Annotated in this window: 11 protein-coding genes; all 11 read left to right on the top strand. The window is 70.0% G+C overall.

Annotated elements, in window-relative coordinates; genetic code table 11:
• Positions 1-52: 52 nt before the first annotated feature.
• Positions 53-847, top strand: coding sequence for an FkbM family methyltransferase (locus HD557_RS17765; protein ID WP_196874832.1), 795 nt, complete (start codon positions 53-55; stop codon positions 845-847).
• Positions 844-2,043, top strand: coding sequence for a glycosyltransferase family 2 protein (locus HD557_RS17760; protein ID WP_196874831.1), 1,200 nt, complete (start codon positions 844-846; stop codon positions 2,041-2,043). Before HD557_RS17765 ends, HD557_RS17760 begins: the two co-directional genes overlap by 4 nt.
• A gap of 85 nt (positions 2,044-2,128) precedes the next feature.
• Positions 2,129-2,926, top strand: coding sequence for a DUF6576 domain-containing protein (locus HD557_RS17755; RefSeq protein ID WP_196874830.1), 798 nt, complete (start codon positions 2,129-2,131; stop codon positions 2,924-2,926).
• Positions 2,927-3,107: 181 nt separating this feature from the next.
• The gene (locus HD557_RS17750; RefSeq protein ID WP_008358275.1) at positions 3,108-3,305 is read left to right on the top strand and encodes a hypothetical protein; all 198 of its coding nucleotides are present in this window, start codon (positions 3,108-3,110) and stop codon (positions 3,303-3,305) included.
• Between the two features lie 243 nt (positions 3,306-3,548).
• Entirely contained in the window at positions 3,549-4,664 is a 1,116-nt protein-coding gene (locus HD557_RS17745; protein WP_196874829.1) for a polysaccharide pyruvyl transferase family protein, read from the top strand.
• 162 nt (positions 4,665-4,826) lie between these two features.
• A complete protein-coding gene (gene smc, locus HD557_RS17740) occupies positions 4,827-8,366 on the top strand; it encodes a chromosome segregation protein SMC (protein WP_196874828.1) in 3,540 nt (1,179 codons plus the stop codon).
• Positions 8,367-8,496: 130 nt separating this feature from the next.
• The gene (locus tag HD557_RS17735; protein WP_196874827.1) at positions 8,497-9,261 is read left to right on the top strand and encodes a hypothetical protein; all 765 of its coding nucleotides are present in this window, start codon (positions 8,497-8,499) and stop codon (positions 9,259-9,261) included.
• 323 nt (positions 9,262-9,584) lie between these two features.
• Positions 9,585-10,685, top strand: a complete 1,101-nt coding sequence (locus HD557_RS17730) for a glycosyltransferase (RefSeq protein WP_196874826.1) — start codon at positions 9,585-9,587, stop codon at positions 10,683-10,685.
• The gene (locus tag HD557_RS17725) at positions 10,682-12,448 is read left to right on the top strand and encodes a glycosyltransferase family 2 protein (protein ID WP_196874825.1); all 1,767 of its coding nucleotides are present in this window, start codon (positions 10,682-10,684) and stop codon (positions 12,446-12,448) included. The genes HD557_RS17730 and HD557_RS17725 overlap by 4 nt, the downstream gene beginning before the upstream one ends.
• The gene (locus HD557_RS17720; RefSeq protein WP_196874824.1) at positions 12,445-14,520 is read left to right on the top strand and encodes an acyltransferase family protein; all 2,076 of its coding nucleotides are present in this window, start codon (positions 12,445-12,447) and stop codon (positions 14,518-14,520) included. The genes HD557_RS17725 and HD557_RS17720 overlap by 4 nt, the downstream gene beginning before the upstream one ends.
• Positions 14,521-14,531: 11 nt before the next feature.
• Positions 14,532-14,984: an acyl-CoA thioesterase gene (locus HD557_RS17715; RefSeq protein ID WP_008358262.1), complete on the top strand. Its 453-nt coding sequence runs from the start codon at positions 14,532-14,534 to the stop codon at positions 14,982-14,984.
• Positions 14,985-15,003 lie beyond the last annotated feature (19 nt).

Here is a 15,003-nt window from a genome sequence, read left to right as displayed (position 1 = left end):
TGCGCTGCGAAAGTGATCACGAATGATTGACAGCACGACATCTCCAGCCCCCATGACCACGATCGAGGTCGGGGAACGGAGCTATGTGGTCTGCGTCCCGCACGCCGCGACCGACTACATCCAGTCGAACCTGGTGAAGACCGGCCGCCCCTACGAGGAGCAGATGCTCGAGGCGATGGCAGCCGCTCTCGAGCCGGGAGATCTCGTGGTCGACGTCGGGGCGAACATCGGCAACCACACGCTGTACCTGGCTGTGGTCGGAGACCTCCAGGTCGTCGCGTACGAGCCGAACCCCGAGCTGGTCGCGGGAATCAGGGCCAGCGTGGAGGCGAACGACCTCGGTGACCGTGTCGTCGTCCGTGACGTCGGCGTCCACTCGAAGTCGGCACGCGGCACGATGGCGGACCTCGACGCGACGAACCTGGGGGCGCAGTCGGTCGCGGTCGCGGACGAGGAGGGCGACTTCGCAGTCGTCGCTCTCGACGACGAGCAGTTCCCAGCCCGCGTGGCGGCACTCAAGATCGACGTCGAAGGGGCGGAGATCGATGTGCTCGAGGGGGCAGCGGCACTCATCGCCAGGGACCGCCCAATCGTGTATGCCGAGTGCGGAACGCTGACGGGATACCAGAAGGTCTCCTCCTGGATGATTCGGATGGGCTACGCCCAGACGGGCACCTACAACCTCACTCCGACCCATGTCTTCCGCCCCGCCACGGGATTGCTCGAGGAGGCAGAGGTGGTCGCGGCGCTGGTGACGGCTACCGAGGAGATCTACCGCCTGAACTCGCTCAAGGTGGCCCTTCGGGCACAGATCGCGGAGCAGGACGCAGGAAGCGGATCGGCGTGACGTTCTGGCGCCAGACGACCGCAGCCGGGGTCCGTCGGGCACGAGGGCTGCTGCGAGGCAGGCCCACGCTCAGCGTGGTCGTGCCGGTCTACAACGTCGCGGAGTACGTCGAGAAGAGCCTGCGCAGCGTCCTGGACCAGCCACGGAGCGAGATCTCGAGGCTCGAGGTGATCGTCGTCGACGACGGCTCGACCGATGGATCGGCGCAGATCCTGCAGCGGATCGCCGCCGAGGAGGCCTGCGTCACCGTCATCACGCAGCCGAACTCGGGGGTGTCGAGGGCGCGTCACACCGGGATCGACGCGGCGACCGGCGAGCTGCTGACGTTCGTCGACCCCGATGACATCCTCCCGCCGGACGCATGGTCGGCGATGGTGCGGTCGTTGCGGCGTACGGGCTCGGACTTCGCGGTCGGGGCCGCGGAGCGGGTCAGCGTCGAGGGCGGGGTGGAGCGGAGGTTCATGACGCCGCTGATGCGCCGCAACCACGCGGAGGAGCGGCTCCGGTGCCGGATCGAGGACGCGCCGTTGATGCTCGCCGACATCTTCGTGTGGAACAAGATCTTCCGGCGGTCGTTCTGGACGGAGAACTCGATCGCCTTCCCCGAGCGCACCCGCTACCAGGACCAGGTCGCGCTCACGCAGGTGTTCCTCGCCGCCGACTCCTTCGACGTCCTGACCGAGATCGTCTACGACTGGCAGGTCCGCGCCGACCGGTCCTCGGCGACGCAGAAGCGGGCGCAGACGGCCAACCTCGTCGAGCGGATCGACACCAAGCGCCAGACCGTCGAGCTGGTCCGCGCGGCCGGTTCGGCGAAGCTGATGGAGACGCTGCTCGTCGAGATCCTGCCGATCGACATGTGGGAGCACTTCCGCGCGGCGGTTCACCCCGATACCGAGGATCCGTGCCGCTACTGGGAGCTGCTGCGCGCCGCGGTCCTGGAGTTCTGGTACGACGCCGGCGTCCCGTTCGAGGACACGACGGTCCCGCTCGTTCAGCGGCTCATGGCCTGGCTGGTCGCCCAGGACCGGGCCGAGGACCTCGCCGCACTGATCGGGATGATCGACAGGTACGGCGCGGGCAAGGCGTTTCGCCAACATCCGTGGCGCGAGGATCCGGCGCTACCGCCGCAGCTGCGTGACATCGAGAAAGTCGATGGGAGTGCCCTGCTGACGCGGCAACCAATGCGTGGATAGGCTCGGCCCCGTGCGAGAACGTTTCCGGTTGTCCCCAGGCGGTCGCTACCCCCACGAGCCTTGGTTCCACATCGGCTCCTTGGGGGTGACCACGACATGGCTCGTGGTCTTCGCGAGCATCGTCGGACTGGTGCTCTTCGCCATCCTCGGTGGTGGGGGCGTGCTCGGGCTGGCCCTGGTCCAGCCCAACATCGCCGAGCTCAAGCTGTGGACGCTGCTGACCTGGCCGTTCGCCTATCCGCAGTTCGGCATCTTCGACGTACTCGCGATCTTCTTCTTCTGGTACTTCGGCTCCGACCTCGAGCGCAACGAGCTCGGCCGGGTCCGGTTCGCCTGGCTGCTGGTGGCGTTCACCGCGGTGCTCTCGGTCCTGGCCGTCTTCTTCGGCGCGGTGCTCGACCCCTCCTACGCCCTCTTCGGCCTGGGCATGCTCGAGATGATGGTGGTGCTGCTGTGGATCGCGCAGTGGCCCGACCGGATGTTCATGTTCAACATCCCCGCCTGGCTCTTCGGTGTGATCCTGGTCGGCATCCAGCTGATCCAATACCTGGGCTACCGCAGCTGGGTGATGCTGCTCGTCTTCGTCGTCGGCCTGGCTGTCAACGCGTTCGTCGCGCGCCAGTTCGGCCTGCTCGACCGGTTCGCCTGGATCCCGCAGGTGGCCGGCTCCGGTCAGCCGAGGGCGGCCAAGCCCGCCAAGGCCAAGAAGCGCAAGTCCGGCCCGACCGTGGTCACCGGCCCGTGGGAGTCCTCGACCGTCTCGAAGGACGACCAGCGGATGGACGAGCTCCTCGACAAGATCCACGCCCAGGGCGCCGACTCGCTGACCAGCAAGGAGAAGAAGGAGCTCATGCAACTGCGTGAGCGCCGTCGCCGCGGCTGACCCGAGTTCGGGCAAAAGTTGAGTGCGATGAACTCAAGTTCTGCCTGAAATCCGCGGTTTGCACGGTCGGAGGTCCCGGCTTTGGACGCGCGACGTTGACGCTTGTCGATAACGGTGTCACCCTTGTAGACGGCCCGGTATCGCGGGAACTTCTAGTGATTCCAACGAAGGAAACGTATTCATGGCGAAGGCGCTGATCGGTTACATGAGCAGCGACCTGCGGACTCCCGCCCACCTCACAGCCGAGAACGCTCGGCTGCGTGCACGTGTGCGTGAGCTCGAGGAACTCGTTCTGTCCCTGAAGACGGAGAACGACGCACTGGTCGCGGCCCACACCGCGGACCTCGACACCTCGATGCAGGAGATGCAGCCCGCCTGACCTGCGGGCAAGCAACACCACGGGCGAGAGCCATTTCTTGATCAAGGCTGGCCTCGCTCAGGGGGAACCGACTCTGGTAATCAGGGTCGGTTTCGACCTTTTCGGACGTCGTACGCACTGGTCCCCGAGTGTTCACCTGGGGTTCGGCTGGCGGGCGCCCGGAACAACTTGGCGTCGCTACGCTCGCGCGGTTCGCCATCGCAGGTGGCTACCCGTCTCGTGATCCCCCACAGGAGCTCTCCGTTGTCCTCGTTGCGTCATCACCCGGTCCTCCGCTCCGCGGCCCGCCGTCTGCCCGACCCGCTCAAGGAGCAGATCAGGGCGGCGCTGGCCCGCCGTGAGCGGCGCGGTCGCAAGCAGGTCATCGGGCTGGCCGGGTTCTTCGGTGCCGGCAACTACGGCGACGAGCTGTTCCTGTCGGTCTACGAGCAGTACTTCGGCGAGGAGTTCGAGCTGCGGGTGCTCGCCGACAACATGACCAAGCCCTACTACGACCGGCCGCTGCCCGAGATCGTCGACGAGGTCGACGCCATCCTCATCGGTGGCGGGGACATCCTGCAGCCGTGGCAGGCGGACCCGCGCTACTTCAACCACAAGATGCTGGCCAAGCCCGTCTTCGTCGTCGGCATCGGCGTGCCGATCTACCGCAACACCGAGATCAAGCCTCACATCATCGAGAGGCACCGGAAGTTCCTCGAGCACTCGAACGTGAAGTTCATCGGCGTCCGCGACCAGCAGACCGCCGACTGGATCCTGGGCAACATCTCCGCCGACCTGGACATCAAGGTCGCCCCCGACATGGTCTGCTCTCTCGACCTGCCACCCGTCGAGAAGCCCGAGGGCGCGCCGATCCTGGGCGTGGTCACCCGCTACCGGCCCAACCTGGAGGAGCCCGACGACTACTCGCGCGTCGAGGAGATGGCAGGCAAGGCGATGGCGGACGGCTGGCGCGTACGCCACCTCATCCTCGGCACGATGGACGTCGGCCGTCGCGACGTGGCCAACGCCGACGACCTCGACATCCCGGGCAAGGAGGTCGTCTACACCGAGGACCTCGACGAGCTCACCCGGGCGATCGGGGAGTGCACCGCGTTCGCGAGCATGAAGTTCCACGGCTCGGTGGTGGCCACGATGTACGGCGTGCCGTCGATCGTGATGATCGCGACCAACAAGAACCGCAACTTCATGAAGCGCATCGGCCTGGACGCCAACGTCTCCGCCTTCGACGCCGCCGACCTGGCCGAGAGGTTCACCGAGCGGGTCGAGCCGGATCCTGAGGCGGTCGCCGGGCTGCGTACGGCCGCGGATGCCCACCTGCGGGAGCTGCGGGCCGAGGTGAAGCAGACGTTGGGGCTCTGAGACTCTGCTCTCAGGTCCACAGATCGCGACGCCTGGCGGGTTATCCTTGACCCGCTGGGGTTCCCCTGAGCAGCGGCGATTAGATTTGCTGGCTCACCTCAGCCACGCTGATGTGTTGCGAACTGTGTACGACCACGTGGTCCTGAGCCGGGGGAGAAGTCGATGTACCTCAAGCGTCTGACGCTGAAGGGTTTCAAGTCGTTCGCCTCCGCCACGACCCTCGAGCTCGAACCGGGCATCACCTGCATCGTCGGGCCCAACGGCTCGGGCAAGTCCAACGTCGTCGACGCGCTCGCCTGGGTCATGGGCGAGCAGGGCGCCAAGAGCCTGCGCGGCGGCAAGATGGAGGACGTCATCTTCGCCGGTACGTCCGGCCGCGCCCCGCTGGGCCGGGCCGAGGTCTCGCTGACGATCGACAACACCGACGGCGCGCTGCCGATCGAGTACGCCGAGGTCACCATCTCGCGCACCATGTTCCGCAACGGCGGCTCGGAGTACGCCATCAACGGCAGCCCGTGCCGGCTCCTGGACGTCCAGGATCTCCTGTCGGACTCCGGCATCGGCCGCGAGATGCACGTCATCGTCGGCCAGGGCCAGCTCGACACGATCCTGCGCGCGACCCCCGAGGACCGCCGCGGCTTCATCGAGGAGGCCGCCGGCGTCCTCAAGCACCGCAAGCGCAAGGAGAAGGCGCTGCGCAAGCTCGACTCCACGCAGGTCAACCTGGACCGGCTCCAGGACCTGCTCGTCGAGATCCGCCGACAGCTCAAGCCGCTCGGCCGCCAGGCGGAGGTCGCCCGGCAGGCGCAGACCGTGCAGATGGACGTACGCGACGCCAAGGCCCGGATCTACGCCGACGACCTGGTCACCGCGAAGACCGAGCTCGACAAGGAGCTCGCCGACGAGGGTGCGCTGCTGGCCCGCCGCGCCGAGGTCGAGGAGACCATCGCCGAGGGGCGTGAGCAGGAGGCGGTGCTCGAGGCCGCGCTGCGCGAGGACCTGCCGGCGCTCGCCGCCGCGCAGGAGACCTGGTTCGCGCTGAACTCGCTGCGCGAGCGGCTGCGCGGCACCCAGTCGCTGGCCTCCGAGCGGGTGCGCAACGCCGCCGGCTCGGAGGACCTGGAGGTGCGCCAGGGGCGCGACCCCGAGGAGCTCGAGGCGCAGGCCGAGATCGCGCGCGAGCAGGAGGAGGCCGCTGACGCCGAGGTCGAGGAGCTCCGCTACTCCCTCGAGGAGGCGGTCGAGTCCCGCAAGGAGGCCGAGGATGCCGCGGCCGAGGAGGAGCGCCGGGTCAAGGGGCTCGAGCGTGCCGCCGCCGACCGTCGCGAGGGGCTGGCCCGGCTGGCCGGCCAGGTCAACGCGCTCAAGTCGCGCGCCGCTGCCGCCGATGACGAGGTCGGCCGGCTGACGGCTGCGCGTGAGGAGGCGCTGGCGCGCGCGGAGCGGGCCCAGCGTGACTTCACCGCCCTGGAGACCAAGGTCGCCGGTCTGGACGCGGGGGAGGAGGGCCTCGATGCCGAGCACGAGGCTGCTGCCGCCGCGCTGGAGGACATCGAGGAGCGGCTGGCCAAGCTGCAGGCCGAGGCGTTGCAGGCCGATCGGGACCGCTCGACGCTCGCCGCCCGCAAGGATGCGCTGGAGATGGGGCTGAACCGCAAGGACGGCGCCGGCGCGCTGCTCGGCTCCTCGCTCCCGGGGGTGCTCGGGTCGGTCGCGTCGCTGCTGGCGGTGCGCTCCGGCTACGAGGCCGCCGTGGCCGCCGCCCTCGGGACCGCGTCGGACGCGGTCGTCGTCTCCTCCTCCGAAGAGGCCATCGGGGCGATCGAGCATCTCAAGGCCGAGGACCTCGGCCGCGCCGGGCTGCTCCTGGGCGGTTCGCCCGAGGAGACCGGCGGCTGGCCTTCGTTGCCTGCTGGTGCGGCGTACGCGCTGGACGTGGTGGAGTGCCAGCCGGTGCTGCGGCCCGCGGTGGCGCGGCTGCTCGACAAGGTCGTGGTGGTCGACGACCTCGCCGCCGCCCAGGCGCTGGTGGCTGCGGAGCCCCAGATCACCGCGGTGACCCGCGAGGGCGACCTGATCGGCGCCCACTTCGCCGCCGGCGGCTCCTCGAGCGTGCCCAGCCTGATCGAGGTGCAGGCCGCTGTCGACGAGGCCACCGCCCAGCTCGCCGAGGCCCACGCGGTCTCCGAGCGGGCCACCTTCGAGACGTCCAAGCTGGAGGCCGAGCGGCTGGCCGCGCAGAAGCGGGTCGACGTCGCGCTCGCCAAGCTGCACGAGTCCGACGCCACCCTGGCCGCCGTCGCCGAGGAGCTCGGCCAGTTCGGTGCCCAGTCGCGCGCCGCGCGCGGGGAGGCCGAGCGGCTGCTGGCCGCCGTCGAGCAGGCTCAGGAGGCCCGCGAGAACGCCGTCGCCGGGCTCGCCGAGCTCGAGGAGCGCCTCGCGATGGCCGAGGAGGAGCCGGAGGACGAGCCGGACCTGGGTGCCCGCGACGAGCTGGCGGAGGCGGCCCGCAACGCGCGCCAGCGCGAGATGGACGCGCGGTTGGCGCTGCGTACGTCCGAGGAGCGCGCCCGCGCGCTGGCCGGCCGTGCCGAGGGGCTGCTCCGCGCGGCCCGGCAGGAGCGGGAGCAGCGCGCCAAGGCGGCCGCCCGTCGCGAGCAGATGCGCCGCGAGGGGGAGGCCGCGCGAGCGGTCGGGACCGCGGTGGCGTACGCCCTGGACCGGCTGGAGGTCTCGGTGCAGCAGGCCGCCAAGGCACGCACCGAGATCGAGGAGTCCCGCGCCGGACGCGAGCAGGCGCTGCGCGAGTGCCGCTCGCTGCTGCGCAACCTCGGCAAGGAGCTCGAGGAGCTGGTCAACTCCGTCCACCGCGACGAGATGGCCCGTGCCCAGCAGCGGATGCGGATCGAGCAGCTCGAGGAGCGGATCCTCGAGGAGCTCGGCCTCGACGCCGAGGCGATCGTGAAGGACTACGGCCCCGACCAGCTGGTCCCGCAGCACCCCGACGAGGACGGCAACGAGGTCGCGCCGATTCCCTACGTCCGCGCGGAGCAGGCCAAGCGGCTCAAGATCGCCGAGAAGAACCTGCGTGCGCTGGGCAAGGTCAACCCGCTCGCGCTGGAGGAGTTCGCCGCGATGGAGGAGCGCCACAAGTTCCTCACCGAGCAGCTCGAGGACCTCAAGCAGACCCGCAAGGACCTCCTCGACATCGTCAAGGAGGTCGACAACCGCGTCGAGCAGGTCTTCACCGAGGCCTGGGAGGACGTACGCGTCGCCTTCGACCACGTCTTCGCGCGGCTCTTCCCGGGTGGTGAGGGTCGCCTGGTCCTCACCGACCCGGAGAACATGCTCACCACCGGCATCGAGGTCGAGGCCCGGCCGCCGGGCAAGAAGGTCAAGCGGCTCTCGCTGCTCTCCGGTGGCGAGCGGTCGCTGGTCGCGGTCGCCTTCCTGGTCTCGCTGTTCAAGGCCCGGCCCAGCCCGTTCTACATCCTCGACGAGGTCGAGGCCGCGCTCGACGACACCAACCTCGGCCGGCTCCTGGAGATCTACGAGGAGCTGCGCGAGAACTCCCAGCTGATGGTGATCACCCACCAGAAGCGCACCATGGAGGTCGGTGACGCCCTCTACGGCGTCACCATGCGCGGCGACGGTGTCACCACCGTCATCTCGCAGCGGCTGCGCGACGCGCAGCCGGCCTGAGTGTCGTATCGCTGGTTGAACGACGCTTGATCCTGAAGGGGCCGGTCAGCGCCTGTGAGACCGTCCTCAACATCGAGGAAGCGCGGCCGCACTGGGGTCAAACGGATGTACGGCCCGCTTTCATGAGTGTATGAACCCGGGACACCTCGGCGCACGCGCGCTGACCTCAGGCTCACTCGCCGGGTCCGGGGTCCTTGCGTACGTGGCAGCGTGGCAACGCTGGTCCGGGGTGTGCCCGCGTGGCGGTTTCGACGAACCCGCCTGCCTCGAGCGGCAGGACCACCTCTACGACTACCAGTGGCCAGCCAGCCCGTGGCACCCGATCGGGCATGCGGCGGAGGTCTACGGGCTGTCGGTCGTCCTGCTGGCCGTCGCCGCGTTCACGCTGCCGTTTCTGCTGATGCCGGTCCTTCGCCGCCACACGCTGTGGCCGCTCGCCGTCATCCCGGCTGTTGTGCTCGCCGGCTACGGCGTGCTGGTCCTAGCGTCAGGGATCGCGGGCAGGCCGGTCACCGTTCCAGGCTTCGACCTGACGGCACTCATTGTCCTTGGGGTGCTGTGGCCCAGCGCGCTGATCATCTCTGCCCTGATCGCAACGAGTGGGTACAGCCCGGATGGATGGCCAGAGGCCTCCGAAGACCGGCCGTCCACCGCCCGGTCCGTGAGCACGGTGGTCATGGTGCTCCTGATCGCCGCGACGACTGTGCTGCCGACATACTTCGTCGTCGGCCCAATCGCCGCGGGGTACGTCTCCCACGACACCGCCCCGTGGTCTGAGGCCCCTGCTGGTGTGCTCCTCGTGCTCGCCGCGATCGTCATGTGGCCGGCGACGACTCGCGTCGCAGCGCGGAAGTCGACCAGAGATCTTCAGCCCGAGTCGACGCGGGTGTCTTGAGATGAGTCTTCGCGGAAGCACCGCGGCACGTGCGTTGCCCTCGGCGCCTGGCGGCGGCTGCGCGGCAGTCCAACGGCGTGGGCTACGTCGCCGGCATCGCTGCCCGCGCGGTGAATTCGCTCGTTAGGCGACCCCCCGATGTGGCTTCGATGAACCGTCGATGAACCCGTGATGAAGGCATGCGGGGAAGCCGTCTGAGTGGTCAAAGTGGGTCCATTTGCCTGCCTAGAATCCTGCGGTCACCGGCCGGGCCGGGGCACCGGCGAGACATCGTCTCGACGTTCGGGGGATCGTCACGGTTGAGAATTTCGAGGACCCCCCACATGCCTGCGACCCTGCTGTCGTTCCCGTACTACCGGAGCAACCCGTATCTCACGATGCTCACCGTCGCGCCGCGGGCAGCGGGCTGGGACGTCGTCGAGGGAGTGCAGGGGCTGCACCGGGTGGAGGCCCGCGCGGCGCACCTGGGCCGCGGCGACGTGCTCCATGTGCACTGGACCTCACCGGTGACCGCCGGCTGCGAGAGCGCCGAGGAGGCGTGGGCCAACGCGGCTCGGTTCGAGAACGTGCTGAGCAGCCTGCGCGACCGGGGCGCCGACGTGCTCTGGACGGTGCACAACTCGATCGCCCACGAGGCCGACTACGTCGACGTCGAGCTCGCGGTCGCCAAGGCGCTGGCGAGCTACGCGACCCGGATCATCCAGCTCAACCCGGCCACCGTCGAGGAGACCTCGGCCTACTACACCCTCCCGCCCGACAAGGTCGTCGACCTGCCGCACTCGTCCTACCTCGGCGTCTATCCGGACGGCGGTGACGACGCCGCCTCGCGCGAGCGCATCGGGGTCCCGCAGGGTGTGCCGACGGTGGGCTTCATCGGTCAGATCCGGGCCTACAAGGGCCTCGACGTGCTGTGCCGGGCGGTCGAGATCGCCGCCGAGCAGGTGCCTGACCTGACCTTCGTCGTGGCCGGCAAGGTGGTGCCCGCGACCGACCTGGAGACGGTCGAGGAGATGCTCTCGGCGCCCAACATCGTCAAGCGGCTCGGGTTCGTCGAGACCGCGGACTTCTCCGACTGGCTGCGGGCCAGCGACGTGGTCGCGCTGCCCTACCGTCGGATCCTCAACTCGGGCTCGCTGCTGGCCGCCTGCACCTTCGGCCGCACCGCCCTGATCCCGGAGGACACCCCGGTCGCGCGGCAGTTCGCCGACCAGCCGTGGGTGGTGACGTACGCGCCGGAGCCGGACGAGCCGATTGCCCTGGCCGCGGCGATCCTGGAGGCCCTCGACGGGCAGGAGGCGCGACACCGCGCCGCGCACGAGTTCACCCGTGCGTACACGCCCTACGACATGTCGCGCGACTACCTGCGGCTGCTCGACGAGCTGGCCGGAAATCTGACCCGCGATCTGGAGGGTGCCGCCCGATGACCACACCTGAGCTCTCCGTCGTCGTCCCGACGCACAACGTCGGCCTGTGGGTCGGCGAGCTGCTCTCCTCGATCCTCGAGGATCAGTCCTCGGCCGCCGACCCGGTGGACCTGGAGGTGATCCTCGTCGACGACGCCTCCACCGACGAGACGTTCGAGATCGCCGAGACGTACGCAGCCCGCGACCCGCGCCTGACGGTGGTCCGCTCGCCCGGCAAGGGCGGGGGACAGGCGCGCAACCACGGCGTCTCGATGGCGCGCGGCCGCTTCCTCGCCTTCGCGGACGGGGACGACCTGGTTCCGCGCGGGGCGTACGCCGCGATGCTGCGCAAGACGCGGGAGACCGGCTCGGACATGGTGGTCGGCCGGTTCTTCAAGCTGTTCAGCGACCGGGTCTGGTGGCCGGTGCGGGCGTGGCCGGCCTTCGACGAGGAGCGCACCCTGGTGAGGCTGGCCGACGCGCCGTCCGCCCTGCGCAACCGGGCCTGCTGGAACCGGGTCTTCCGGCGTGACTTCTGGGACTCCGCCCAGATCGAGTTCCCCGACGCCTCGCGCTCCAACGACATCGAGCCGATGGTGCACGCGCTGACCACGGCCCGCTTCGACATCGTGACCGAGACGGTCTACGTCTACCGCGACCGGCCCGGACCGGGTTCGATGACGGCGAAGTCGCACTCGCCGGCGGGGATCATCAGCTATCTGGAGCAGGAGCTGCGCTGCGCCCGCCGGATCATCGAGCTCGGTGACCCGCAGGTGCGGGCGGAGTACGCCTCGCTGGTCTTCGACGCCGACGGCTGGATGGCGATCGTCCGGGCGCTGCGCGGGATGGCGGTGGTCGACCCGGTGGCGCTGGAGCCCGCGCGGCTCCTGATCGCCGAGCTGATCGCGCTCTTCGACGACGCCGGCATCGACGACCTGATCGACAGCCTGGAGCGCGACAAGCGGTGGGGCTGGCGACTGGTCTCCTCGGGCCAGTGGGCGACCGCCGCGCGGCTGATCGGTGACGACGTCCGCTGGGCCGACCGGACGGTCGCCGACCTCCTGGAGACGCTGAAGCTCGTCGCCGACAGCGGCGTGGTGCCGCTGCGTACGCTCCAGCGGCCGCTGGTCAACGCCGTCGCGACGATCTCGCTGGGCGACGAGACGCTGGTCGGGGACGACCTCGCCGACCTGGTGCTCAAGCACCGCGACCTGTTCACCGCGGTCGCCGAGGCCGTCGCGGCGGGCGAGACGGGCGAGAGCGGCGAGGCCGGCGAGCTGCCGGGCTGGCGGCTCGGCCGGATCATGGCCGCCCTCGAGGATGGTCCCGAATTGGTGCGCCAGGTGGTCTCCGGTGCCACCGACCCGGTCACCGCGACCTCGCTCTCGCTCGTCGACGGCCGCGCGCACCTCCACCTGGCCCACACGATGGTCGAGCCCGTTAGGCTCCGCGTCGTGTTTCTCCACGATCGCCGGCGCCGGACGCTGGACTACGACGCCACCGAGCTCGCCTCCGGCAGCCTCGAGGTCGCGCTGCCCACCGCCGCGCTCTCGGGCGGTCGCTGGCGGGTGCGGTTCGAGGGCCGTGACGCGCTGGGTGAGTTCGACGGGCCGGTGATCATCCACGAGGACGTCATCGGCGAGCGGATCGGCGAAAGGGCGCAGATCGTCGAGCTCGACGGTCGCCCGCGCCACGGGATCGAGATCCCGCTGAGCTTCGGCGAGCGCGGCGTCCGCAAGGCCCGCCGGGTGGCGGGCCGGATCGTCCGCCGGGTGCGCAGGTGACCGCTGTCACGGTCGCGCCCGCCACGGACGGGCAGCCCGCGCAGACCGGGCAGCCGGTGCGGGACAAGCGGCTGGAGATCCAGGCCCTGCGTACGGCCGCGGTGCTGGGAGTGGTGCTCTTCCACCTCTGGCCGGGGGCGATCCGGGGCGGCTACGCAGGCGTCGACGTCTTCTTCGTGATCTCGGGCTTCCTGATCACCTCCCACCTGGTGCGCGAGGCCGCCAAGCCCGGCGGGGTGCGGCTGGGCACCTTCTGGGCCCGCCGGATCCGGCGGCTGCTCCCCGCGGCGCTGCTGGTGCTCGTGTTCAGTGCGGGGGCGACGTACGTCCTGGTGCCGGAGGCGCTGTGGCAGCAGTTCCTGCGGGAGACGGTCGCGGCCGCGTTCTACGTGGAGAACTGGCAGCTGTCCTGGGCGGCGGTCGACTATCTCGCCGCCGAGGACCCGCCATCGCCCGCGCAGCACTACTGGTCGCTCTCGGTGGAGGAGCAGTTCTACGTCCTGTGGCCGCTGCTGATCGTCGCGGCAGCGTTCCTCACCCGGCGCCGTCCCGAGCGGCGGATCACCGCGATCCGGACGGTCATCGCGGCCGTCCTCGTGGCCAGCTTCGCGGCATCGGTCGTCATCACCGTGACCGACGGCGCCGCCGCCTACTTCGTCACCCACACCCGCGCGTGGGAGTTCGCCGTCGGCGGCCTCCTGGCCGTCCTGCCTGCCGCCTCGAGCCGAGCCCCGGCGCGATGGGCGGCGCCGGCAGCGATCCTCGGCTGGGCCGGCCTGCTCGGCGCGCTGATCCTCTTCCGCGAGTCGCTGCCCTTCCCGGGCTGGGTGGCCCTGCTGCCGGTCGTCGGGACCGCGCTGGTCATCTGGGCCGGCGCCCCGGGCCGGTCCGGCGCCGCGATCGTCGGCAACCCGGTCGTGCAGTGGATCGGGACGGTCTCCTACTCGCTCTACCTGTGGCACTGGCCGCTCGTCGTCGTGGTCCCCACGACGGGGCCGGTGCTCGGCACCTGGCTGCGCGAGCCGCTGATCCTGCTCGCCACGATCGGGCTCTCGGCACTCTCCTACCGGTTCGTGGAGACCTCGTTCCGCACCGGTCCGGTCCTGCGGACCTCGCCGCGGGCCTACCTCTTCGCCGTCCTCGGGATGGCGCTGGTCGCCGCGGTCGCCGTGCCCGGGATCGTGCACGGTCGCAACCTCGTCGAGCAGAGCCGCGAGCAGGCCAACGCGCTGGCGACGGACGACGTCGAGTGCTTCGGTGCGTCGGCGCTGCTGGAGTTCTGTGACAACCCGGCTCTCGATGATGTGCTCCTCCCCGCGCCGATCGCCCGCAAGGACGACACCGGCAACGCCTACTACTGCTATCTCTCCGAGCGCCAGACCTTCGCCGCCGACGCCCGCCCCGAGGTCTGCCACCACGGCTCGACCAAGCCGGACGCGCTGCGGGTCGCGCTGGTGGGCGACTCCCACGCCGCTTCGCTCATCCCCGGCCTGTCCCAGGTCGCGAAGGGCGCGGGATGGTCGATCGACGTCATGGTCGCCAACGGCGGCGGCCTGGTCTCGCCCGCCGCCGACGACGAGCGCCGTGCCTATCGGAAGGCGCTGCTGGCCCGCCTGACCCGCGGGGAGGCGTACGACGTCGTACTGGTGACCCAGCGGCGCAACTCGACCCTGGCGGCCGGCGAGCCCGACCCGGCGGTCGACCGGCTCCTCGAGGCCTGGCGGCCGGTGATGGCGCGCGGCACGAAGATCGTCGCGCTCGCCGACAACCCGATGCTCACCCCGGCGGCCCTGGGGTGCCTCGACGGTGCGGAGTCGTTCGCGGAGGCGTCGGCGTGCGAGATGACCCGCCAAGAGGCGTACGCCGCCTCCGACCCGCTCCCCGAAGCCGTCCGCCGCGCCGGCGCGGGTGCCTCGCTGGTCGACCTCTCCGACGCCTACTGCACCGACGAGCGGTGCCCGCTGGTCGTCGGCCACGTGCTGGCCTACCGCGACGAAACCCACATCACCGCGACCTTCTCCAAGACGCTGGCGCCGCACCTGGTCAGGTCCGTGGAGGAGGCCCTCTCCTAAGATCGGGCCCGATGAGCACTCCTGACCGCAAGGCCCCGACCCGCGCCGACTACGTGCACTGGCGCACGATCACGACCCGCTGGCGCGACGACGACGCCTACGGTCACCTCAACAACGCGACCTACTACGAGTACTTCGACACCGCGGTCAACGCCTACCTGTTCGAGACGACCGGCGTGAACGTACGGAAGCTGCCGAAGATCGGGATCGTCGCGGAGACCTCGTGCCGCTACCTGCGCGAGATCGGGTTCCCCGAGCCGGTCGAGGCCGGGCTGGTCGTCGACAAGGTCGGGAGCTCGTCGGTGATCTACCGGATCGGTCTCTTCCAGGGGCCGGGCGAGGAGGCCGCGGCCGAAGGCCGGTTCGTGCACGTCTACGTCGACAACACCGACCCGTCACGTCCGGTGACGCCGATGCCCGATGAGATCCGGGAGGCGGTCATGCCGCTGTGGCGGCAGAATTGACCTTGACAGTTGGGTGAAC

Source organism: Nocardioides luteus (genome assembly GCF_015752315.1).
Taxonomy (GTDB): domain Bacteria; phylum Actinomycetota; class Actinomycetes; order Propionibacteriales; family Nocardioidaceae; genus Nocardioides.
This window is presented reverse-complemented; position numbering and strand designations above follow the sequence as displayed.

Coding starts and splice junctions, on each gene's coding strand:
- HD557_RS17765 (WP_196874832.1), top strand. CDS start 53: ATGACCACGATCGAGGTCGGGGAACGGAGCTATGTGGTCTGCGTCCCG.
- HD557_RS17750 (WP_008358275.1), top strand. CDS start 3,108: ATGGCGAAGGCGCTGATCGGTTACATGAGCAGCGACCTGCGGACTCCC.
- smc (WP_196874828.1), top strand. CDS start 4,827: ATGTACCTCAAGCGTCTGACGCTGAAGGGTTTCAAGTCGTTCGCCTCC.
- HD557_RS17735 (WP_196874827.1), top strand. CDS start 8,497: ATGAACCCGGGACACCTCGGCGCACGCGCGCTGACCTCAGGCTCACTC.
- HD557_RS17730 (WP_196874826.1), top strand. CDS start 9,585: ATGCCTGCGACCCTGCTGTCGTTCCCGTACTACCGGAGCAACCCGTAT.
- HD557_RS17725 (WP_196874825.1), top strand. CDS start 10,682: ATGACCACACCTGAGCTCTCCGTCGTCGTCCCGACGCACAACGTCGGC.
- HD557_RS17715 (WP_008358262.1), top strand. CDS start 14,532: ATGAGCACTCCTGACCGCAAGGCCCCGACCCGCGCCGACTACGTGCAC.